The organism is Helicobacter japonicus (assembly GCF_000762845.2).
In the GTDB taxonomy this organism is placed as follows: domain Bacteria; phylum Campylobacterota; class Campylobacteria; order Campylobacterales; family Helicobacteraceae; genus Helicobacter_C; species Helicobacter_C japonicus.
Genome location: NZ_JRMQ02000003.1, coordinates 58,037 through 79,921, shown reverse-complemented (window position 1 = coordinate 79,921; position 21,885 = coordinate 58,037). Strand labels below are relative to the sequence as shown.

At 36.1% G+C, this 21,885-nt stretch carries 19 protein-coding genes; 8 read left to right on the top strand and 11 right to left on the bottom strand.

Translation table 11 applies throughout. The features are described 5' to 3' along the window. Positions 1-10: 10 nt before the first annotated feature. The 11 genes from LS65_RS03585 to murJ all read right to left on the bottom strand — a co-directional run bounded on the left by LS65_RS03585 (position 11) and on the right by murJ (position 15,285). The gene (locus LS65_RS03585; protein ID WP_034361700.1) at positions 11-1,246 is read right to left on the bottom strand and encodes a beta-ketoacyl-ACP synthase II; all 1,236 of its coding nucleotides are present in this window, start codon (positions 1,244-1,246) and stop codon (positions 11-13) included. Between the two features lie 67 nt (positions 1,247-1,313). Next, a complete protein-coding gene (acpP, locus tag LS65_RS03580; protein WP_034361701.1) occupies positions 1,314-1,547 on the bottom strand; it encodes an acyl carrier protein in 234 nt (77 codons plus the stop codon). Positions 1,548-1,743: 196 nt separating this feature from the next. After that, entirely contained in the window at positions 1,744-1,905 is a 162-nt protein-coding gene (locus LS65_RS03575; RefSeq protein ID WP_084707904.1) for a BspA family leucine-rich repeat surface protein, read from the bottom strand. 122 nt (positions 1,906-2,027) lie between these two features. Next, on the bottom strand, positions 2,028-2,222 hold the full coding sequence (locus LS65_RS03570; protein WP_034361702.1) for a hypothetical protein: 195 nt from the start codon (positions 2,220-2,222) through the stop codon (positions 2,028-2,030). Positions 2,223-2,263: 41 nt separating this feature from the next. Continuing rightward, entirely contained in the window at positions 2,264-3,007 is a 744-nt protein-coding gene (fabG, locus tag LS65_RS03565; protein ID WP_138129754.1) for a 3-oxoacyl-ACP reductase FabG, read from the bottom strand. Between the two features lie 47 nt (positions 3,008-3,054). Next, positions 3,055-5,295 carry a penicillin-binding protein 1C gene (gene pbpC / locus LS65_RS03560; protein ID WP_236096612.1) on the bottom strand — a complete coding sequence of 747 codons (2,241 nt, stop codon included), beginning with the start codon at positions 5,293-5,295 and terminating at the stop codon, positions 3,055-3,057. Between the two features lie 52 nt (positions 5,296-5,347). After that, on the bottom strand, positions 5,348-10,798 hold the full coding sequence (locus LS65_RS03555) for an alpha-2-macroglobulin family protein (RefSeq protein ID WP_034361704.1): 5,451 nt from the start codon (positions 10,796-10,798) through the stop codon (positions 5,348-5,350). Positions 10,799-10,864: 66 nt separating this feature from the next. Next, positions 10,865-11,767 carry an RluA family pseudouridine synthase gene (locus LS65_RS03550; RefSeq protein ID WP_034361705.1) on the bottom strand — a complete coding sequence of 301 codons (903 nt, stop codon included), beginning with the start codon at positions 11,765-11,767 and terminating at the stop codon, positions 10,865-10,867. Positions 11,768-11,844: 77 nt separating this feature from the next. Then, complete coding sequence (locus tag LS65_RS03545; RefSeq protein WP_138129753.1) at positions 11,845-12,225, bottom strand: hypothetical protein; 381 nt, start codon at positions 12,223-12,225, stop codon at positions 11,845-11,847. A gap of 118 nt (positions 12,226-12,343) precedes the next feature. Next, positions 12,344-13,804, bottom strand: coding sequence for a cysteine--tRNA ligase (gene cysS / locus LS65_RS03540; protein ID WP_034361710.1), 1,461 nt, complete (start codon positions 13,802-13,804; stop codon positions 12,344-12,346). Beyond that, positions 13,801-15,285 carry a murein biosynthesis integral membrane protein MurJ gene (murJ, locus tag LS65_RS03535; protein WP_138129752.1) on the bottom strand — a complete coding sequence of 495 codons (1,485 nt, stop codon included), beginning with the start codon at positions 15,283-15,285 and terminating at the stop codon, positions 13,801-13,803. Before murJ ends, cysS begins: the two co-directional genes overlap by 4 nt. Positions 15,286-15,369: 84 nt before the next feature. Here murJ and LS65_RS03530 point away from each other — a divergent pair, with 84 nt between their 5' ends. The 8 genes from LS65_RS03530 to LS65_RS03495 all read left to right on the top strand — a co-directional run bounded on the left by LS65_RS03530 (position 15,370) and on the right by LS65_RS03495 (position 21,884). Further along, complete coding sequence (locus LS65_RS03530; RefSeq protein WP_034362854.1) at positions 15,370-17,214, top strand: hypothetical protein; 1,845 nt, start codon at positions 15,370-15,372, stop codon at positions 17,212-17,214. Then, the gene (ruvA, locus tag LS65_RS03525; protein WP_236096611.1) at positions 17,211-17,813 is read left to right on the top strand and encodes a Holliday junction branch migration protein RuvA; all 603 of its coding nucleotides are present in this window, start codon (positions 17,211-17,213) and stop codon (positions 17,811-17,813) included. The genes LS65_RS03530 and ruvA overlap by 4 nt, the downstream gene beginning before the upstream one ends. Positions 17,814-17,838: 25 nt before the next feature. Further along, positions 17,839-19,437, top strand: coding sequence for a methyl-accepting chemotaxis protein (locus LS65_RS10405; protein WP_138129751.1), 1,599 nt, complete (start codon positions 17,839-17,841; stop codon positions 19,435-19,437). A gap of 5 nt (positions 19,438-19,442) precedes the next feature. Beyond that, positions 19,443-19,922 carry a hypothetical protein gene (locus tag LS65_RS03515; protein WP_034361387.1) on the top strand — a complete coding sequence of 160 codons (480 nt, stop codon included), beginning with the start codon at positions 19,443-19,445 and terminating at the stop codon, positions 19,920-19,922. A 103-nt stretch (positions 19,923-20,025) separates the two neighbouring features. Beyond that, positions 20,026-20,343 carry a hypothetical protein gene (locus LS65_RS03510; RefSeq protein ID WP_034361388.1) on the top strand — a complete coding sequence of 106 codons (318 nt, stop codon included), beginning with the start codon at positions 20,026-20,028 and terminating at the stop codon, positions 20,341-20,343. 2 nt (positions 20,344-20,345) lie between these two features. Beyond that, positions 20,346-21,224, top strand: a complete 879-nt coding sequence (gene lgt, locus LS65_RS03505) for a prolipoprotein diacylglyceryl transferase (RefSeq protein WP_034361389.1) — start codon at positions 20,346-20,348, stop codon at positions 21,222-21,224. Beyond that, the gene (locus LS65_RS03500; protein ID WP_034361390.1) at positions 21,221-21,553 is read left to right on the top strand and encodes a DMT family transporter; all 333 of its coding nucleotides are present in this window, start codon (positions 21,221-21,223) and stop codon (positions 21,551-21,553) included. The genes lgt and LS65_RS03500 overlap by 4 nt, the downstream gene beginning before the upstream one ends. 10 nt (positions 21,554-21,563) lie before the next feature. Further along, complete coding sequence (locus tag LS65_RS03495) at positions 21,564-21,884, top strand: DMT family transporter (protein ID WP_034361391.1); 321 nt, start codon at positions 21,564-21,566, stop codon at positions 21,882-21,884. Position 21,885 lies beyond the last annotated feature (1 nt).

Sequence of the window (21,885 nt, the reverse complement as noted above, 5' to 3'; positions counted from 1 at the left end):
CTCTTGTTTTTTAGATTCTACCAAATATGACAACACCATTTGTTCCACCAAAGCCAAATGAGTTGCTCATTACTGCATTAATCTTACCTTCACGAGCGTTGTTAGGAATATAATCAAGATCGCATTCAGGGTCAGGAGATTCTTGATTAATTGTTGGTGGAAAAATATTGTTTTGCATTGCCATAAGAGAAATGACTGCCTCAATTGCACCAGCTGCACCAAGACAATGTCCAATTTGCCCTTTAGTTGAGCTAACAGGTGGAACGGAATCTTTTCCACCAAAGGCAGTTTTAAGTGCCATTGTTTCATAAAGATCATTGTATGCAGTGCTTGTGCCGTGTGCATTGACATAATCTACAGAAGTATTTGCCATTTTAAGTGCGGCTTTCATAGCGCGTAATGCACCCTCTCCTTGTGGAGCAGGAGTTGTGATGTGATTTGCATCGCCACTTTCACCAAAACCAATGACTTCTGCGTAGATTTTTGCACCTCGTTTTTTTGCATTCTCATATTCTTCAAGCACCAATGCCCCAGCACCTTCGCCCATAACAAAACCATTACGTTCTTTGTCAAAAGGACGAGAAGCCTTAAGGGGCTCATCATTTCTATCGCTGAGTGCTTTCATTGCTGCAAAGCCTCCAATGCCTACAGGGCAAATAGAAGATTCTGAACCCACAACGAGCATCGCATCAGCACCATCAAGCATAATAGTTTTCGCTGCCTCACTAATAGCGTGAGTTCCTGCTGCACACGCAGTAACGCTTGCTAAGTTTGGACCTTTAAGTGCGTATTGTATGGAAACAAAACCTCCGAGCATATTCACTAATGCAGAAGGGATAAAGAATGGGTTAATGCGCCGAGGACCTTTTTCTCCGCAGGCAATTGAATTTTTTTCAATATTTCCAAGCCCACCAATACCAGCAGCAGAGCTTATACCGAATCTATCGCCAAGTGCAGAATCAATTACACCATTTTGAAGCAAACCACTTTCATTCATTGCTTCTTGTGCTGCTTTTAATCCAAGATGTATGAATCTGTCAGCTTTTTTTACTTCGCGTGGGTCGAGAACATCTTCAGGATTGAAATCTGTAATTTCACCAGCAATTCTTACAGGAAAACCCTCTGTGTTAAAGCTAGAAATATGCTTAATACCACATTTTCCATCAATAATTGCCTTAAAAGAATCTTCTTTGTTTAGACCCAAGGAATTAATCATTCCTAAACCGGTTATTACCACTCGACGCATATAGCATTCCTTTTTGATTTATGAGAGTGCAGTGTGAAACTGCTTCTAAAAATTAAAGTAAATTATGTTACTTAGTTGCTTTTTCAATATAAGCAACAACATCATTTACCGTCTTGATTTTTTCTGCATCTTCATCAGGAATTTCGATTGAGAATTTTTCTTCTAATGCCATAACAAGTTCTACAACATCAAGCGAATCTGCATTCAAATCTTCAATAAAACGAGATTCTGGCTTTACTTCATTAGCATCAACACTCAATTGTTCCACTACTACTGCTTTTACATCTTCAAACTTACTCATTGTATTCTCCTTAGATTTAAAACTTAAAAGGTGAGATTATATCAAACTTTTGTTAAATTACTAGCTACTATTTGGAATCTTTTACAAAAGTGTAAAATACAGGGATTTGAAAAGTTATATTTGAGAATCTCGCGTGTATTTTATGCTTTCATAAGATACAAGATTATGCGTGGATATGCCTATCGCTAAATGTTGTCTATCCTAATCCCATTTTTCTTTTTTGCGCACGATTATATGCGTTTGTAGCTTTCTTTGTATTCCAAGCACCAATGGGCTGATTGAAGTCTCTTGCAGCAGAAAACATATAGCTCATATCTTTTACGCTTGAAGTATCCATTTTGCTAATCCACTCAAGCAACGAGCTATCCACATTCTTAAGAGAAATGATAAATCTTTAATATTGCTGATATCAATATTGCCTAAATATTACTTTTTAAGCTTTACAAATTTTTGCAACTCCCTTTTGTTTTTTTGGCGTGATTACCTTACCCTTGCTTTTTTTGACAAGACTGGCTTTCTATCAAATATGCTTTTGAGAATAGTATCGAGCTTTTGTCTCTTTGAGTATCGCGAACAGATTCTATAAATATAATCTTGTGGGGAATTTTTCGCACTGCATCTTGTATAAAACGCCTTATTGTCCCAATATTCTTGCTCCAAATCTTTTGCTTTCATATAGAATCCACCTTATCAGTAGCAGATTCTAAAGTATGTTTTTACATATATAGCCCACCATTAACCTTTAGCACCTCTCCAGTGATGTAGTTTGAGTGTTCGGAGAGTAAAAATGCTACTGCCTCTGCCACATCGCTTGCTTCCCCAAAACGCGTGAGAGGGATATTTTTCATATAACTTTCTGCCACTTCAGGTTTTAGTTCATCAGTCATATCACTTTTGATAAATCCGGGTGTGATGCAGTTAAAGCGGACATTGCGTGGCGCACCCTCATAAGCAAAGGATTTACTCATTGCAATCATTCCACCTTTGCTTGCAGCATAGTTTGACTGCCCCATATTACCACGCTCACCGATAATTGAAGCGATATTTACCACACTACCAAATCTCTGCTTGCTCATTATTTTTAGTGCTTCTCTACAACCGATAAAGCAAGACTTAAGATTTGCATCAATTACGCTTTCAAAGTCTCCTACACTCATACGCAAAGCAAGTTTATCATTTGTAATACCAGCGTTATTAACAAGGTAGTTTAAAGTGCCATCACTTTCTACAATGACTTTTATTGCGCTTACAAACTCTTCTTCCACACTTGCATCAAATTTAATTACTGCTGCTTTACCGCCGTTGGATTCTATTTCTTTTTGTAGTGCATCGGCAATCTCTGGTTTTGAGCGATAGTTTATCCACACTTTTAGTCCATATCCTGCCAATGTTTTGGCAATTTGCGCTCCAATCCCCTTGCTTGCGCCTGTAATTAGCACATTGCTTCCTTGAAATTTCATCTGTTCTCCTTAAATTTTTTGTGAATCTTAGCTTATTTTAGTAACTATTATTCTATGTTAAAGCTTACACTATCCGCACTGCCATCTTCTCCTACAATTGTGAGATGATAATTTCCACGCGTTAAGAGTGTTTTGAAGGTGGATTGTGTGGAGGTAAGGACAAGTTCTTTATTAAGATACCACGAAATGGACTGATTTTTGAGATTGCTAATATGTATAATGAGCTCTTTTTGTCCATCAAGGTCTGTTGCTTGCAAGATTCTAAGATTTTGTGTAGGATAAAGAATCTGCACACTTTTTTTATGTTTTGGGATATGTTTTTGGATATTGACATTTTGAAACTTGTAGTATGACAAAACATTGAGAGGAAGTTTAACCACGACTTGTGGTTTGGCATCAATAAAATGACTATCATAAGAATCCACCTCTTTATCATCATACATAAAAACTTTGTGATAAAATGGTGAATAACGCAAAGGTTTAGCTGCAATAGGATAGAGAATGCTCCGCATAGAATCTTCATTAGTAAGCAAATGCTGATATTCATCACTTAGGGTATAGCCACTCCATCTATCAACTTCAATATAGGTAAGATCGTCTGCAGGGAGTGGGAAGTTTATGTTATTATGAGGGAGTGTGGAGAGAATCTCAAAAAGCAATGTTCCAGCAGTTTTTACACCTAAAATATTTGGATTTGGTTTGCCATCAAAATTTCCCGCCCACACGACAATAGTATATTTTGGGCTTACACCTGCAGCCCACGCATCTTTTCTACCATAGCTTGTCCCGCTTTTCCACGAAAATACCATTTTTTCTTTATGGTAGTCTAAAATACCCTCACGTTCTAATTCTTTAAGTGTTTGCAATGTGAGATAAGCACTACCTCTTGTGAGAAGCCGCTGCGTGGGTGATTTGCGCTCATTTACAAGAAATGAGAGATTCCCAAATGCACCATAATTACCTAATCCACGATAAAGTCTTGCAATTTGTAGCATACTCATTTCTTTTGAGCCAAGTATAAAAGACAAACCATAGCGGTAAGGATTACTTCTTTTGAAATCTGCCATATCTTGCAAGGCAAAATAGAATTTTTCATACCCATAGGTTTGTAAAAGTTTAACAAAAGGCACATTGAGCGATTTTTGCAAGGCATATTGCGCTTGAGTTAATCCTTGGTAGTTTTTCATCGCATTTTGTGGATTAAAATTTGCAAAAAAGAGTGGCACATCAATAAGAAGGCTTTGTGGAGCGATTAAACCCTCATCTATACTTAAGGCATAAAGAAAAGGCTTAAGTAATGAGCCGGGTGATCGTAAAGCACGAACGCCATCGATTTGTCCATAATTTTGCATATCTAAAAAATCTTGCGAACCTACATAGCATAGAATCTCACCACTTTGTGTATCTACAACAAGTGCAGCAAGATTGAGAATACCTTGTGAAAAAAGCTTTTTATGATAAAGCTTAATTGTAGATTCTACACGCATTTGCAAGGTTTTATCAATCGTAGTTGTAATATTGTTTCCTTTTTGTGTAGCAGCTAAATACACACTCAAGTGTGGAGCAATATTTTTGTGGTTGATTTTGTGTGAAGGAAGAGGCTCTTGCAAAGCAAGAGAGAGGATATCTTCATTAAAATAACCCTTGTCGTGAAGTTTTAAAAGTAAGGCATCACGTTTATTTTTAAGAATCTGTTTGTTTTTGTGGAGATTTAAAAGTCCGGGTGCATTAGGAAGCACAGCAAGGAGAGCAGATTCTGCCCAAGTGAGTGATGAAGAATCTTTATCAAAGTATAGAAGTGCAGCTGAATGGTAGCCTACGATATTGCCGCCATAAGGGGCATTATTAAGATACATATTAAGAATCTCATCTTTGCTATACATACACTCAAGTGCAAATGTTTGAAAAATTTCATTGATTTTATGTGTAAGTGTGCGAGGAGCTTTAGTATAAAGTTTCACAACCTGCATACTAATAGTGCTTCCGCCCATACGTTTATGTGAGATGAGATTATTTTTTACGCTCCGCATAAGTGCAAAAATATCAATACCAAAATGTTTTTCAAAACGTTTATCTTCATAGGCAAGCACAGCAAGATGAAGTTTGTGAGGTGGGTTATGAGGGGATTTGAGATGCCATTGTTCTTGTTTGTTTAAAAACACACTAAGAAGTGCGCCGCTTCTATCAAACACACTTTTGCTATACACAGATTCAAAAAGGTCTTTATGCGGAGTAAGTGTGTGGTAAAAAGCTACAAAAACGCCTAAGCCATAAACACAAAAGAGCAAAAGAAATGCTACACATATGATGAGTAGCACTTTTATAGGGGGAAATAATATATTACCTTTCTTCACGAGAAGTTACCGCAATAGCCTTAGATTCCGTATTAGCTAAAAAGCTATTATCATACATTGCTTCTGCAGTAGCAGGAGGTAAAAGATAATTACCCGGTGTGATTGTATTAATCTTTGCAAACATTACTATGTTGTTGCCATAATAATCAACAAACCACATTATCTTATCATCTTTTATATCTGTGTAAGTGATATTCCTTTGAGATACAAAACTTGGAAGTTCAGTGTCAGTAAGTCTTGTATTTTCTATCTCCCAACCACTAGGAAGATTCTGTGTGATGGCGACATTATCGACACTCACACGCTCATTTGCATTATGCAGAGTAAGCTTCAAGTAGAATGTGCTTCCCGAAGGCAAAGAATCAATGCTTATAGCATTTCCTTTTTCATCAAGAAAACTTCGGCTAAGGGCAATTTTTTGTGCTTTTGGTTGTATATCTTTTTCAAGTAAGATTCCGTCCCAAACTTGATTGATATAAAGTGCAAATGTGTTATTTGATTTTATTTGACCTTGTAATTCATCAAAAGGTATTTTTATAGAATCTACACCTTTATTTGCTTTAAAAGATTGTTTATTAAGCACAATATCTATCGCATTATCACTTGAGTTTGTATTTGCTGGCATTGCGCTAGATAGCGCAAGGAGAGAGTAGCCAAGTGTTTGCGTAGAATACCACTCATTGCTTTCAAGTCGTTGAATCACTAAATCAAGCAGTGCTTTGTGAGGATTCTTGTAAATATCTACATAGGCTTGTAAAATCATTGCATCATCACGTAACATAGAACCATAGCTAAAGCGATAATAGCTCTCACTGCGTGAAGTGCTTCTAGTCGGAAGGTCTTTTGTAATTTTTTCTGCCATAGATGAAAGTCCCGCGAGTTTATAAGCAGCAGCTAAAAGCCATTTATCGCTTACTTCAAGATTGCTAAAATAATGCTCATACATATCATTAAGCAAACCTATTTGTGGTTCTCCTGCAAGAGAGAGAAGATAGAGAGGATAGAGTATGGCAAGAGGATTGTTTGCCGTTTTGACAAAATCTTTTTCGTAGTTTATCCATTTTTTAAGCACACTCTCTGGCACATAATAACCTTGTGATTTTGCAAGAAGTAAGAAATGCCCAGCGTATGCGCTTCCCCACGCATCGGATTGTGATTGTCCTTGCCAATAGGAGAATCCTCCATCACTTGTTTGAAAATTACCAATACGTGCAATACCGGCATTAATATTACGCGTGATTGTAGGCTTATCGATAAAATCGCCTTTGCTAAGACTAGTGATAAAAAGCTGAGGCAATACGCTTGAAGTTGTTTGTTCAATACAACCATAAGGATATCGGATAAGCCATTTAAGGCGATGGTCTATGCTCAAAATGGGTGTTTGGCTTACAAGCACATAGCCATTTTGCGAGCCTTTGACATACTCTTTTGGATTTTCAAGTGTGAGTGAGGATTTTGGTTCAAGCATAAACTTTTTACTCAAAGTCGTGTAAGGATTATAGGGTAAAATATCAATCTCTGTCTTTTCTTGCATACTAAAATCTTTGCTTGATAGACTTATATCGATAAAATCTTGCCCGATATACTCTTCACTCACTTGTGCATTAATCTGCAACATTTGTGATGTTTTATCATTAAATTGCAATGTAAAGTTGGTTTTATCAAATTTGATTTTATCACCGCTTTTGAGATTTAAAGTTACCTTGCCTACCTTATCTTGTGTAGGTAAGACTTCAATAGCAAGTGTAAAAGTATCACCAAGTTTAAGACTTCGTGGAATAGTAGGAAGCATTACAACGGGTGCGCTCACTTGCATATTTTGTGAAGCTCCACCATAGGATTTATCATTAAGTGCTACTGCCATTATTCTTACACTTCCCATATATGCAGGCATAGTGTAGGTAAATTTTGCTCTGCCCTTATCATCACTCATTGTGGGTGGTGCGTAGAAAGCTATTGGCTTAAATCTTTGGGCTTGATTCAAATCCTTGCGCGCTGCACCTGCTGCTAATTCATCACCACCAACCTTTAGAATCTGCTGGATTTTTCCTATATTGCGCCCAATAATCATATCATAGTTATCAAAGACCGAAAGTGTAAGGGCGAGTTTTTGGTAAAAATGTTTCCACGGATTAGGTGAGACAAAATTTGTCAAATCAAGCAATCCCTCATCAACAACAGCAAGTGTATAAGCCACTTTTTTATTCTCTTTATTTGATAGATTCACAGAAAATTCTGTATTAGGGCGGATTGATTGAGGTGCATCAATTTGAAGTGTAAGCTTAGAATCTGCATATTCTACATTGAGAGGTATTACCCCATAAAGTCGTTGTGAGCGGTCGTTATCAAGCGTGTGATAATTTTGTAAAAGCGTGATGGCGACATACACATTTGGTGTATAAGAGGATTTAAGCGGAATATTTACTTGTGTCTGTCCATCATTTGTATCAACCCAAAAACGCTCTAGCACTTCATTTTGCCCAATGATTGTTACAAGTGCTTTAGAATCTTTGGTGCTTTCAAAGCTAATCTTTGCCTTATCGGTAGCAAGATATTGCTGTTTATCTGATTGTAGTTTAAGTTGTGTAAGTTTTGGCTCAAGAGTTGGTTCTCCATATTCGCTTGCATAGAGTGAAATTGCACTTTTTGTGTGATTTTCCTCATCTTCTACTTCGATGAATAGCTCACCACTTTGATTTGGCGTAAAGCTTAATGTGATAGGTTCAGGTTTTGAAGTGAGTGTGCCTTCCTTAAGGAGTTTTGTATTTTTGTTGCTTTTGATTGAGCGCACAAATTCATCGTAATTGCTATAATCCCACCACCACGAGTAGCTTGAATGATAGATTCTATAAGTGAGTTTATGTCCTGAAATAGGTTTATGTGTATCGTGAGAGAGAACAACAATGGGGAGATTCACAGCAGAAGTCGCATCTATGTAGCGACTTTTTGGTGCTTTGATACCTACAAAACTCTTATAAAGGATAATATCTACATTCTTTGCTGTGCTTACTTTTCGCCCACCATTTTCAAAGACTGCACTATATAAGGAAGCGCGGAGATTCCTGCCCAAATCCTCCATATCATCAAGTTGATAGTGAATTTTTGCCTCACCATTGCTATCAAGCGTTGATTTTTGAGAATCTTGTAAGCGATATTGAAGCGATAGGGGTGAGTTGAAAGTATAGTCGCTATATGATGGAGCATAGAAATTTACTTCTTTTATAAAAAGTTCTGTTGTAAAGTCAAGATGACTTGCAGGTGCGCCAAAAAGATATTTTGATTGAAGACTAAAGCGCAAACCATCATCTTCTTCAAGCTTTTGCGCACTTATTTGCTCTGGAGATTCTATTTCTACCTTTATGCGATTTGGCACAACATTTTCTACAGAAATATTATGCCAAAAAGTGCTGCCACCTATTTTTGTTTCGAGTTGATAGATACCGCTAGGAGCATTCTTTTGTGTCTCAAATGTGTAAGAAAATAATCCAAAAAGCTGCTCTTTAAGTGCCATATTTTCTACAATAAGTTTTCCTTGTGGAGAGGTAATGTTAATATATATGGGGTGGGTTATAGGTTTGGAATCTGCTCTTGCAATAATATTGATATGTGCGTTTTCTCCCGGTCGATATACACCCCTATCAGTGTAGATATAGGCACTGGTGTTGCCTTCTTGGACTAATCCCGCTATATCAAAGCCTTCTGTGCTAAGGGGTGAGTTGAGGCGCAAAATTGTATTATCTTCATCTTTACTCGCATTAAGATACATAATCGAAGAAGCGTTATCAAATACAACACTTCCTTGTGAATCTGTATTAAGCGTGGCTATGGCTTGATTTTTACGATTAATAGCACTAATTTGCACAGAAGACATAGGTTTATTACTTGCTATATCAAGTGCTATGACATTAAGTTTATCTTTGCCAGTTTGTTGGGCTAAAAGGGCAATGTCTGAAAAAATCAAATGTTTTTGAATTGCCGCTTTATCAAAAAAACTTCTCTGTTTCCACGATGAAGTGCCTGCTGGAAACTCATAATCCACGCCGTCTTTATCAAAATTGAGTTCAAGGATAAAAATACCCTTTTTATCCTTGAGTGCGGATAAATCAATTTCGCTTTGAATCCATTCATTTTTACGCATATCAAGAGTAAATTCTTGCTTGAGCACCTCATCACCTAAACGATAAAAATCTGCATAGATTCCATTATTTCTATCATCGTAGTCATCATAATCATCATAGCTATGAGCGTTATCGTTGTATTGTGTTTCACCAATAAGATTTTGTTTATAAAGATAAGAAGTGATGTTATTTGGATAGATTTTGCTTACTTTGAGAGTTACTTTTTTGATATTTATGCTTTTAAAAGCAATTTTATTTTGTGCATTACTTGGCAAGAAAATGCCTTGTTGAGAGAATGCAAGTGCTGGTGGGATTTGATGAAAAATAATAGTATCTTCTTTTGCAGTGTGCATACGCGATTTGCCAATACCCATTAATCCCTCTTTGATATGCACCTGATAGTTTTGTGAGAGATTAAAAGGCGCATCAATACGCACTATATTACCTTGAGATGAGATTTTTGTCTGTATGTTTGGGCTAATAGTGATGAAATCCTCTAAATGCGGATTTTTTACAAGGTCTGTGGAAAAATGAATTTGAATATAGGGCGTTTCTGCGCTAATAGGCTTAATACTCACAACCTCTAAGGTATTCACACCTTGCTCGTAACGCATTTTCTCATCTTTTTCGAAGCCAAAATAAGGGGCTTTGAGTGTGAGTGTATAGCTTTTGTCTTCTTCAAAAGGTAGATTCACACTTTTTAAGAACAGCTCATTATGGGAAACTTGAATCTCAAAATCAATATTTTTTCCCTTATCATCGTTTAATGTAATCATTTTAGATATTTTTTTTACCTCATTTGATTGAATAGCATTTTTTAATTCACTCATATCTATGTTTTGAGAGAGCTCAATATGTGCGTTGAGATTAAAAGTATTTTCATCAATATGCGAGACACTAAAACGCGATGAAGCAATTTCTGTGGGATAAGTATGGAGTGCAAGTGAAATAGAATCTTTGAGTATGGCATTTTCAAGCCTTGATAAATCAACAGAGAGTTTATAGTCTGTATGAGCTTTGAGTGTTGGCACATTTGGGACAATGAGTAGCTCATAAGGAGAACTATACGCATAAGTAGCATTAATACCTTTTCCATCAAGCTTAATGATATTGTTATCGGCATCTGCTTGATAAAGTAGCCCGATAATCTCTTGTGAATCTTGCGTGATAGGTGTATTAAAACTAACAAGGATTTTTGGTGTAGTAGTGATTTCTTTGTCATATGAGCTAATGGCAGAATTATCCGAACACGCATTGATAGAAAGTATCATAAATACACTTAATATTGCATAGAGCGACAAATATATATATTTTTTCATTTGTATTCCCCTTCATTTTTTATAAATTAAATAATATCTAAAATAAAAATAAAAAAAAATAAAATACTAAAAGTAAGGCTGGAAATGTGGCGCACATTTGAAGTCCAAAGTGCTTGTGAAGTGATAATTTATGCCTTTGAAGCTAAATTTTAGCTCCCGCGCATTAAGACATAAATAGGGTGCGCCAAAGTATTGTGTGTATTGCGTAAGATTCTTATTATCTAAATAGAATCTGCTATGCTCCTCCTTTGCTCCATAAAGTGGGTCTCCTAAGATTCTGTGTCCTATAAAATTACAATGCAAACGGATTTGGTGGGTTCTCCCTGTGAGAGCTAAAGCACAGATAAGCGTAGAATCTGTCCTCTCGTGGTAGGCTATGGGGCGGATAAGTGTGCGAGATTCTTTGCCGTTTTTGCATATAATACTTTTAATGCACAAATCGCCCTTATGCTTTTGTGTGCTAATAGGCTCATCTACGAGGATTTCTTGTGTGAGTTTGCCCTCGACTATTGCGTAGTAGCTTTTGTGAATCTGCCTTTGTTGCATAAGTATTTTAAGTTCTTTTTCACTGACAGGATTAAGAGCGCAGAGTAATAAACCACTTGTTTGTTTATCGAGGCGATGAACAATACTTGCACGATTCCCAAATCGTGATTTAAGGGCGTCATTGAGTGAATAGTGATAGAATCTCCCTTTCGGGTGGCTTAGGAGATTATGAGGTTTATCATATACACAAAAATCCTCATTATGATACAGCGGTTCTAGTGCAATATCATAGGCTTTAAATTCATTTAACTCTACTTTTCCGCAAATGATTTCACTCTTTTTTATAATGTGTCCATTTTGTGTTAAATATGCCTTGTCTATGGCTCTTTGAGCCTCTCTTATGCTATAACCTCTATGTCGCATAAGGAATAAAAATGCAGGTGTGGGTGTGCTAATCTCATATTTGCTCGTGATAAAAGGCATTTTAGAATCCTTGCATATTTTTTGCGCCTGATATGGCTAAAAGTGTAATTTTAAGGTTTAAATTTTAAACGCATTTCCTAGAATTTTGCTGCACATATCGCCCTTGCCCTCGTCATTTCCGCGCTTGTGGGGAGTAGTTTTTTTTTCACATTGCTAGCGTGATGTCTCACAGCCATCTTTTTTTCACCACTACAACCAAGATAACAACGTTCTTCCTCGCTCATTGTTTTTATCACTTCATTTGCTATGCACTCATTGAGCGCATCTACTTGAGATTGGCTCATTGAGCTACCATAGAGGGTTTTTATCGTGCGTGCAGACTGCTTAGCCGTCTTTGCCTGCGCACTTTGGCTTATTTGCACACTCTGGTTTATCTGCGCACTTTTATTCTTTTTTCCACAACCTACAAAGCTAGTCCCTAGCACAAATGCTAAGGTTAAAATCACTATTTTTCTCATCTCTGCCACCCTTATCATAATAAGATTCTAGAATCTCCTCACCTAAGAAGCAAACTCATAAACATTTTATTAAAAATGTAAAATACACTAAACAAGAAGTAATAGCTTGATTGAAACTCTATATTTTTTCCCAAGTCGTGCCATTTGGTGTATCCATAATTTCAATACCTTGTGATTTAAGCTCATCGCGTATGCTATCGGCTAAAACATAATCTTTTGCTTTTTTTGCTTCTTGACGTTTATTGATTTGCTCTTCTATAAGTGCTTTTTTCTCATCACTAAGTCCAAGCTGAAAGTAGCTGTGTGCATCTTTACCACCAAGCCCTAATAAAAACTCTACACACGCAAGATTTGCCATTATGAGTTGTTTTTGTTTTTTGTCTTTTGGGTGTTTATCTAGAATCTCATTGCTTTGTGAAAGCATATCTTCAATAATGCTTAATGCTTTTGAGATATTGTAATCATCGCTCAATGCCTCAAGCAAAGGATTTAAAAACTCTTTTTTTGCCTCTTGTGTGAGGCTTTGAGGAGAGGAGAGAGAGTGTATAGATTCTGTATTATGCGTAGGATTTGGGGTGTTTTCCTGTGCGCGTTTTTTAAGGCGGTAAATCTTATCAAGTCGTTTTTTGCTCTGTAATAAATCTTCTTCATTAAAGTTCAATGCCAAACGATAATGCACTCCTAGCAGATAATTACGCAAGATTTCTCCATCATAGCTTTTAAGCGCATCTTTAATAAAAAAACTATTCCCAAGAGATTTGCTCATTTTTTCACCATTGATATTGACAAAGCCATTGTGTAGCCAATATTTAGCAATTTCTTTTCCTGTGGCACAACGCGTTTGTGAGGCTTCATTTTCGTGATGTGGAAAAAGTAAATCTGCTCCACCAGCGTGAATATCAATACTAAACTCTTCATTTTGATAAGCTAAATGTTTTTCAATCATCGCAGAACATTCAATATGCCAACCAGGACGCCCTTTACCAAATGGGCTATCATAGGCAATATCATTTTCTCCCTTATAGCCTTTCCAAAGAGCAAAATCGTTGTGTTCTAGTTTATCTTGTGCGTTTTGAATGCGGCTTTGGGTGTGAGAATCTTCGATTCTATGTGAGAGTGAGCCATAATGTGAATCTTTGTTAATGCTTAAATAAATATCGCTATTTTCACCTTTATACGCATAACCTTTATGGAGTAAGGATTCTATCATTTCACACATTTGAGGGAGATGTTCTGTGGCTTTTGGTTCAATGTCTGCACGTAATACACCAAGAGAATCCATATCTCTAAGATAAGAATCGATATAGTGCGCAGTAATTTCACTCACATCTGTGCGACTATCAAGAGCTTTTTTAATGATTTTGTCATCAATATCTGTAAAGTTTTTGACAAAAGTAACTTTGTATCCTAAAAATACAAATAATCGCCGCCATAAATCAAAAACAATGGAACTACGAGCGTGTCCTAAATGTGCATCATCATAGACGGTGGGACCGCATACATAGAGCCGAATTTCTCCTTCTTTTATAGGAATAAAAGGCAGTTTTTGTTTTTTTGCACTATCAAAAAGAGTTATCATAAAAGATTCCTTACAAAGAGATGAAAAGTATCAACAAGTATTTTGGCATAAGGTTTGAGATACCATAAAAGCAGTAATTCTAAGCTTATAATGCCTATAAGAAGCAACCACGCTTTTTTATTGTTTATTATATCTAAGAATCGCTTGAAGCCAAAGATTCTAATTGTCAGTATAAAAAGCACAAAACCGCTTAAACTTCCTGATAATGCCAAACCAATTGCACCAAATGGGTGCATAAGCACAAGAGAGAATCCAACCCCACAACCCAAAGAAATAGCCGAAATCTTAGCAGCTTTACCTTGCATTTGGTAAGAATAGAGCCAAAGTGAGAATATTTTGCTTAGCCCAAAAGGCACTAAACCAATCATATATGCGCTAAAAACTTGTGCGACAATGCGTGTATTGTCTTCACTAAATTGTCCCCATTGGTATAAAAGACTAATAATCTCTTCACTCAGCATAACACCACCAAGCACACACATACATAAAACAATAAACAAAAACCAAAATGACTTTTTTAGGGCATTTAAAGCTTGAGTGGTTTGTTTGTTTTTAATTGCTTTTGCTATGAGGGGAAAAAGTGCGGTTGAAATAGCAATGGCAAAGATTGCAAGGGGAAATTGAAAGATTCTGTTAGCATAATAGAGTGAGCTAATACTCCCTGCAGCAAGAAATGAAGCTAAAAGTGTGTCTGTAAAAGTTGCAAGTTGGGCTGTGGAGCTTCCAAGCATTGCAGGAAAAAATTGTTTAAAAAAAGTTTTTATATCAGATTTAGCGCAAGCAATTTTTTGTTTCAATTTAGAATCTGGCTCTTTCGTGCTTATCCATTGCCATAACTCTATGATACCAACATAGAGGAGCTTAAAGTATTTTAAGCGATAGAGTGGATAGAAATGAAGCAAGATTTGTGCTACTCCTCCACATAGCACGCTATAACTTAGCATATAAACAATTTGCATAGAATCTTTATCGTGTGCAAGAAGTAGGGCACTAATCATTGCGACATTTAAAAGTGCAGTGTTGTAAGCATTTACCCAAAAGCAATTTTTGTATTGAAGTAGGGAAGAGAGAAAAGTAACAATAAAGACAAGTTCTAAATACCAAAAATTGATGGCTACAATAGGCTTAGCAAGAGTTATTGTATCATCATCAAAGCCATAAGCAAGAAGTTTCGTGAAAAATCCACTAAAGCACATTACTAAAAGCGAAAGGATAAGGATAAACAATGCAAAAATGAGGAAAGTAATGAGTGCAAACATACCTTTTCTGCGGCTATGAATGAAGTTTGGCAAAAAGCTTTGAGTAAAAGCTCCTTCACCAAATACGCGCCTAAAAAGATTAGGGAGTTTGAAAGCAGCAAAGAAAATATCACTATACACGCTTGCCCCTAGAAGTTTTGCTGTGCATAAATCACGCACCAATCCAGCTATGCGAGAAAGCAAGATTCCACTGCTATTTGTCAAAAATGCTTTTTTTATCAAAATTTACCTTTACTTTAAAGATTAAAAAATAAATAATTGTGGTATTATAGCTTCATTAAACAAAAATTGAGAATACGAGGTTTTATGCAACTCTTTGAGCCTATTTCTGTGAAATCCTGCATTGATGTGAGTGCTGAAATTAAAAAAGTATGTGATTTATACGCACTCAAAGAAGATTTGGTAAGTTTTGATATATTGCATATCAATACCCTTTATCGTGGAGAAACAAAAAAAGATTTTAGTGTGCTTCCGCCAGAAGAATATGTCAATATTCTCGGTAATGAGGAGAGATACAATCAAAACGATTTTGATATTAAGCAAGTATATGACATCGTGTTGCGCGGACTGAAAGAGGGTGATTTGGCACCTTTTGTTAAGCTACATATGGATAACGAATGCTACGAGTTAAGCTTAGAGCTTAAAGAAGGGTTAGAAGTGCGCGAAGATGATGAATTTTTCACACAACTCTATGAGCAAATCACACGAGAAAAGATTGTTAAAAACGTTATTGTAAGGCTTTTTGGTGCTGATACGCAGCAAGAGATTCAGTCATTGAAAGAATTATTTTCTTCTCTCTCAATTAAAGGCAAATTAGAATCTCGGCGCAAAATGGTGATTTCAAAAGCTGGAGGGTTTGTTCCAAGTTTGAGTGGGACTTTTAATTTTATCCTCAAAGAAGAGTGGAATAAGACTCGTGATAAACCTATAGAATTTGCTTCATATGCTGCAAAAAGCGGTGATTTGGTAGGTTTAGCTATTAAAGCACAAGCAGGTGTGAGTGGGCGCAATTTAAGAGGTGAATATATACACGCAAAAAAACAAGAGAGTATGGATTTAGAAATGAAAATGGGATATAAGGAGGGTGAATTTAGAAGTGAAGAAAAAGAGGGAGTGATAGAATATTATGCTGCACAAGATGGCTATGTAGGGCTAGGAGAGGGTGAGCTAAAGATTCTCGTTGATTTTAATTTATCTGAAATTACCACACGCACAAGTGGCTCTCTGCTTGGTGGCGATAAAAAAGGTTTTGTTGTAGAAGTAAGCTGTGCTGATGCAAATCAAGATGCGGTAGGCGCAGGAATTGTGCTTGAAGCAGGAGATATAAAAATTTTTGGTTCTGTCGCGGAAAATGCAACAATAGTGGCAAATAAGTTAGAAATTAATGGACAAACACATCAGAGCACGCTTATAAGAGCCAAAGAAGCTATAATTGATATACATAAAGGTTCGGTAAAGGCAGAAAAAGTTCGTGTTAAATGTCTTGAATTAGGGAGTATAGAGGGTGAGGAGGTTTTTGTTGAACAAGCAAATGGAGGCAATATCAAGGCAAGAGATGTCGTTATTGATAATCTTTACTCTCATACAAAGATTGCCATTTCTCATAACGCACATATTAAAAATATGAATGGTGGTGAGAATCAATTCTTGATTTCTTCTCGCACCGCTCTGAAAACACAAGAAGAAAAGGAACGCATTGATACACAGCTTAATCATAATTTTCAGGCAATGAATGCCTTTTTGCAGGTATTAAATAAAGATTTGGCACTTGTGCGCAAAACAAAGCCTGTAGTAAATAAAATCAAAATTATTATGGAAGAAAACAAAAAAAATAATAAACCAAACGAGCGCAATATCACTGATAGTATTGCTCAATATGTAACTTTGCTTCATCGGACAAAGTATCTTAAAGACCAGCTTATAGCCTTAAAGCAAGAAAGTAAAGTAATGAATGATCGTCTTGAATCTCTTGACATACAAGCAAGAGAAGCAACAATTACACTTGATGTTCCTTGGCAGGGGAATAATGAGGTTATGTATGAGAGTTTTTTTCCCGAATCTAAGGACATTATACGCGTGAATGATGGGGAGAATGTCAATATAAGTATTGATAAGGAGCAGGGCAAATTACAAAAGGTAGAGCGTCAATGAGTGTGCCAATGAATCTTATTGTAGGCTTAAGAGGTGTAGTTTGTAGAATAGAGCCTATGTTCATAGAGATTGAAGCAGGAGGGGTGATTTATGGTGTGCAAATGTCGCTCAATGCAACTTCTGCGTTGAGAATGTATATAGAAGCAGATGCGCAAAAAATAGTCAAAATTATCTGCACACATATTATCCGTGAGGACGCGCATTTGCTTTTTGGCTTTGTTGAAGATATGGAGAGACAAACTTTTGAGAGGCTTATTAAGATTAATGGTGTAGGTCCTAAGGTGGCACTTGCGATTCTTTCAACTTATACACCTACACATTTTGCCTCTATTATTGCAAATAAAGATATTGATGCGTTGAAAAAAGTGCCCGGCATTGGCGCAAAAGGTGCAGGGAAAATTATGGTTGATGTCGCAGGATTTTTTGCAGAATTATTACAAAATCAAAGCATTACACCACAAAATAGTCTTCAGCACGAGGCGTCTTTAGCTTTGCGTTCTCTAGGATTCAAAGAAAGTGAGATAAGTAAATCTCTTCAAGGTATTGAGGCTACAAGTGTGTCCGACATAGTCAAAGAAGCATTAAAGCGATTAGCTTAAACTAAGAAAAGGAGCAAAAAATATTATGCTGCAAACATTTCGTTCTAAGGTGCTTTTTACACTCTTAGTATTTATCATTATTGGCTTCAGTATCCTTTATGGCATTATTGCTACAGGTTTTCAGGGTATGGCAGTTAAAGAAGGTAAAAGAAATGCGCAAATGCTTGGAGATTCTATATTTCAGACCGTGCGTATGAGTATGAATCTAGGTGTGCGTGAAATTATTGATGCTGGGCTTCTTGATGCAAGCAAAATTCCTGGTGTGCTTGATTTAAAAATCCATAAAAGTCAAAGTGTGATTGATTTGTTTGGTATGAGCGATAAGGTGAGTGAAGATAAAGATGTGATAGAAATTTTTAACACTAAGCAAGCACAATTAAAAGAATCTTATGAAGATGGTGTCCATAATGTTGTATTTTTTAAGCCTTTAATTGCAGATGCAAGCTGTATGAGTTGCCATCAGTATGGTGTTTTGCAAATTGGCGATGTGCTAGGTGTGCTTGAACTTAGAATTTCAACTGAAGGTTTTTATGAGCAGATTGAACAAAATGAAGATTATCTTTTACTCACAATGCTTGTAGCAGGTATTTTGGCATTGCTAGGACTTTATATATTTTTTGAAAAAGAGCTTGTCAAGCCTCTTAATCATTTACGCGATATGGCAAAAGATTTGACAGAGGGCGGTAGTGGAGATTTGACAAAACGTATTGCCATTAAACGCAATGATGAGGTGGGTATTACTTCAGGCTATGTTAATAAATTTATCCAAACTATTCAAGATACAATTTCAGTGAGCAAACACGTAAGCGAGGAAAATACACAGACTTGTAATGGGTTATTAGGTGTATCTAATATATTATCAAAAAACTCCGATGAGCAGTTTGAGCTTGTGGATAAAGTGAATGCTTTAACACATAATGTGAGTGAGAATCTTGATAATGCTGAACAAATTGCTAACGCGACAAGAAATGATATTGAACAAACTGAAGAGATACTCGATGAGTTTGTAAAAAACTTGCAAGATTCTGTAAATCTCATTTCTTCATCTGCGGAGAATCAGCAGACTATTTTAGAACACGTGGGAGAGCTAACAGGACACGCGGAGCAGATTAAATCGGTGCTTTCTATCATTAGTGATATTGCTGACCAAACAAATCTCTTAGCATTAAATGCAGCTATTGAAGCAGCAAGAGCTGGAGAACACGGAAGAGGATTTGCTGTTGTTGCAGATGAGGTGAGAAAACTCGCAGAACGAACACAAAAATCACTGAATGAAATTGCAGCAAATATTAATCTTGTAACACAGAGTATTGATGATATGGGAAAAGATATTAAGGAAATTTCAGAAGATATGATACAAATTGCAGGCAAAACTACACCGCTTATTAATGATGCGCATAATACACACGAAAAGCTCACATCAACAAAACAAAATGCCATCAATCTAAAAGAAATTAGCACCTCAATAGCCCAAAGCACAAAAGAGTTGGTGAATATGATGCAAGAAATTGCTAAATCTTCAGAATCCACTCAAAGCGTAGGGCGTGATATACATAAAATTGCTACTGATATGTCTTGCAAGGCAAAAGATCTTGAGAGTGCGATTAGCAAATTTAAAACTTAAAAAATATGAGAATTTACCACAAGAGCTTTGGAAGCGAATTTAGTGATGTAGCTTCTATGCTGATATGGATAGAATCTTGCTTACCACATACGCATTATATACGCAATCTTGATGAAATAGGAATTGTAGTTTGTGAATGTGCTCATAATATTATTGAGCATCATATCAAGCGTGTGAGTAAAATGCAACTCTATACAAATCAGCCCGTATTCCCAAAATATCAAGCGTGTATAAAAAATACTGCATTTTTTAAAAAAACTTATAGTGTTTTTTGCACACTTTTGGTAAAACCTACACAGATTCTCATTACTTTTAATTTTCCTTTTAAACCTTGCTATAAAGGGTGTATAAAAGTTAAGAATCTAGGCGGGAGAGGAAAGCGTATAATGACACTTTTTTCTGCAAAAACACGTTCCCATATACATTATGGTATATCAAGAGGCGTCATAACATTGCGTATTCCCTGTAAATATTTTCATTCATAATTTGAGAAAAAATCAAATGATAATAAATACACAATATGATAAAAAGATATGTTTAATGACACGCAATAAAGCTTTGATATAATATTCTTAAAGGAATAAGAAAATGGCGTTAAGTATTAGAACAATCAATGATATGCAGATGATATGTAGTGTAGGAAAACTCAAGAGTTATGACGCGTTTTTGACTTTTAAGATTGAGATTGAAAGTATGCTTAAGCAGTTTGTAGCTGAGCATCAACTGCTTAGAATCTACTTTATTAAAGCTTACCCTATTAATTCATATGTGTTAGGCTATCTCTTTAAACTCCACGACATAGATAAGATTAAGATAGAAATTGTCGTTGATGATTTAAGATTGTTTATGTTTTTTGAAGAAATTGATTTGATTGAGTTTTTTCAAATTAAGATTATGGAGGCATAGATTTGGAGCAATATAGCCTGTGGAATAGAATCTACGATTATATCGACCCAATTGCATTTAAAATATTTGATATAAGTGTGCATTGGTATGGGATTATGTATGTGGGAGCAATGCTTATTGCGCTTTTAATTGCAAAAATATTTATTAAATATCAAAATAAACGTTTTCCTATCGCACAAGAACAACTTGATAGTTTTTTTATTTGGGTAGAAGTCGGTGTTATTTTAGGTGGGCGTATTGGCTATGTATTAATTTATTCTCCACAGCGATGGGAGTATCTTTCGCAGCCGTGGCAGATGTTTAATCCTTATATCGATGGAGTGTTTGTTGGTATAAGTGGTTTTAGTTATCACGGGGCAATGATTGGTTTTGTATTAGCTGCATTGCTTTTTTGCTATTTTAAAAAGCAATCTTTTTGGATATTTATGGATTTATCGGCTATTTCTGTTCCCTTAGGTTATGTATTTGGACGTTTGGGTAATTTTTTCAATCACGAGCTTTTTGGACGCGTAATTGAAGGTGAAGGTTTTTCTCGCACTATTGGAATCCTTGTGAATGGAGAATTGCGTTACCCAAGTCAGCTTTTTGAAGCTTTTGCTGAAGGGATTGTGGTGTTTATTGTTTTGATGTGTTTATTGCGATATGCCAAGCGTCCAGGAAGTTTGCTTGTGGTATATGGCTTTTTATATGCGTTAGCTCGTTTTATTTGTGAATTTTTTCGCGAGGCTGATGTGCAAATGGGTTATTTTGCATTAGGTTTGTCAATGGGGCAAATTTTAAGCATTGTAATGATGGTAATAAGTGCTTTTTTGGCATTATTTATTTTTACTCAAAGTCTTGTTTCAACTCAACGCATCAAGTCTCAAAGGAAAAAAAAATGAGTATTCAAAAAGCGTATTTGCTTTTAGTCTTTGCAATTCTTACTGAAGTATTAGCAGTGAATCTAATGAAAGCAAGCGAGGGCAATATTTGGGGGCTTGTGTGTATGTATATTTTGCTTGTGCTTTCTTATTATTTTATGGCTCTTTCTTTAAAAAGAATTTCTGTGGGTGTAGCATATGCAATATGGGAAGTGCTGGGTGCTTTATGTGTGGTGTGTATTAGCGTATTTTATTTTGGTGAGGAGCTGTCTCTATGGCAAAAAATCGGTATCGTGTGTGCCATTAGTGGCATTGCCTTAATAAATTATGCCGAAATGAAGCGAAAATGAGGAGAGCAAAATGAGTTTAGCATTAGTATATGTTGTAATTTCAGCAATATTAGATGTGATTGCAAATTTATTTCTTAAAAAGTCTAATGCTTTCACACATAAGGGCTATACAATAGGCACTATTGTTATGGTGTGGGCAGCTTTTAGCGTATTGGTTCTGGCACTTGAAGATATGCCTTTGTCTGTAGCATATTCTACTTGGGGAGCAATAGGTATTATTGGCACGATACTTGGAGGCTATATCTTTTTTAAAGAAAAACTTGATATTGTAGGGTATATAGGCGTTGTTATGGTAGTATGTGGAGTGATATTGTTGCATTGGGAATCTTAAG

What these genes read in the sequence shown, in the direction of transcription:
- LS65_RS03530 (WP_034362854.1), top strand. Translation starts at nt 15,370, where the DNA reads ATGCAACTCTTTGAGCCTATTTCTGTGAAATCCTGCATTGATGTGAGT.
- cysS (WP_034361710.1), bottom strand. Translation starts at nt 13,804, where the DNA reads ATGATAACTCTTTTTGATAGTGCAAAAAAACAAAAACTGCCTTTTATT.
- acpP (WP_034361701.1), bottom strand. Translation starts at nt 1,547, where the DNA reads ATGAGTAAGTTTGAAGATGTAAAAGCAGTAGTAGTGGAACAATTGAGT.
- LS65_RS03515 (WP_034361387.1), top strand. Translation starts at nt 19,443, where the DNA reads ATGAGAATTTACCACAAGAGCTTTGGAAGCGAATTTAGTGATGTAGCT.
- LS65_RS03495 (WP_034361391.1), top strand. Translation starts at nt 21,564, where the DNA reads ATGAGTTTAGCATTAGTATATGTTGTAATTTCAGCAATATTAGATGTG.
- fabG (WP_138129754.1), bottom strand. Translation starts at nt 3,007, where the DNA reads ATGAAATTTCAAGGAAGCAATGTGCTAATTACAGGCGCAAGCAAGGGG.
- LS65_RS03500 (WP_034361390.1), top strand. Translation starts at nt 21,221, where the DNA reads ATGAGTATTCAAAAAGCGTATTTGCTTTTAGTCTTTGCAATTCTTACT.
- LS65_RS10405 (WP_138129751.1), top strand. Translation starts at nt 17,839, where the DNA reads ATGCTGCAAACATTTCGTTCTAAGGTGCTTTTTACACTCTTAGTATTT.
- ruvA (WP_236096611.1), top strand. Translation starts at nt 17,211, where the DNA reads ATGAGTGTGCCAATGAATCTTATTGTAGGCTTAAGAGGTGTAGTTTGT.
- LS65_RS03585 (WP_034361700.1), bottom strand. Translation starts at nt 1,246, where the DNA reads ATGCGTCGAGTGGTAATAACCGGTTTAGGAATGATTAATTCCTTGGGT.
- LS65_RS03550 (WP_034361705.1), bottom strand. Translation starts at nt 11,767, where the DNA reads ATGCCTTTTATCACGAGCAAATATGAGATTAGCACACCCACACCTGCA.
- LS65_RS03510 (WP_034361388.1), top strand. Translation starts at nt 20,026, where the DNA reads ATGGCGTTAAGTATTAGAACAATCAATGATATGCAGATGATATGTAGT.
- LS65_RS03545 (WP_138129753.1), bottom strand. Translation starts at nt 12,225, where the DNA reads ATGAGAAAAATAGTGATTTTAACCTTAGCATTTGTGCTAGGGACTAGC.
- LS65_RS03555 (WP_034361704.1), bottom strand. Translation starts at nt 10,798, where the DNA reads ATGAAAAAATATATATATTTGTCGCTCTATGCAATATTAAGTGTATTT.
- LS65_RS03570 (WP_034361702.1), bottom strand. Translation starts at nt 2,222, where the DNA reads ATGAAAGCAAAAGATTTGGAGCAAGAATATTGGGACAATAAGGCGTTT.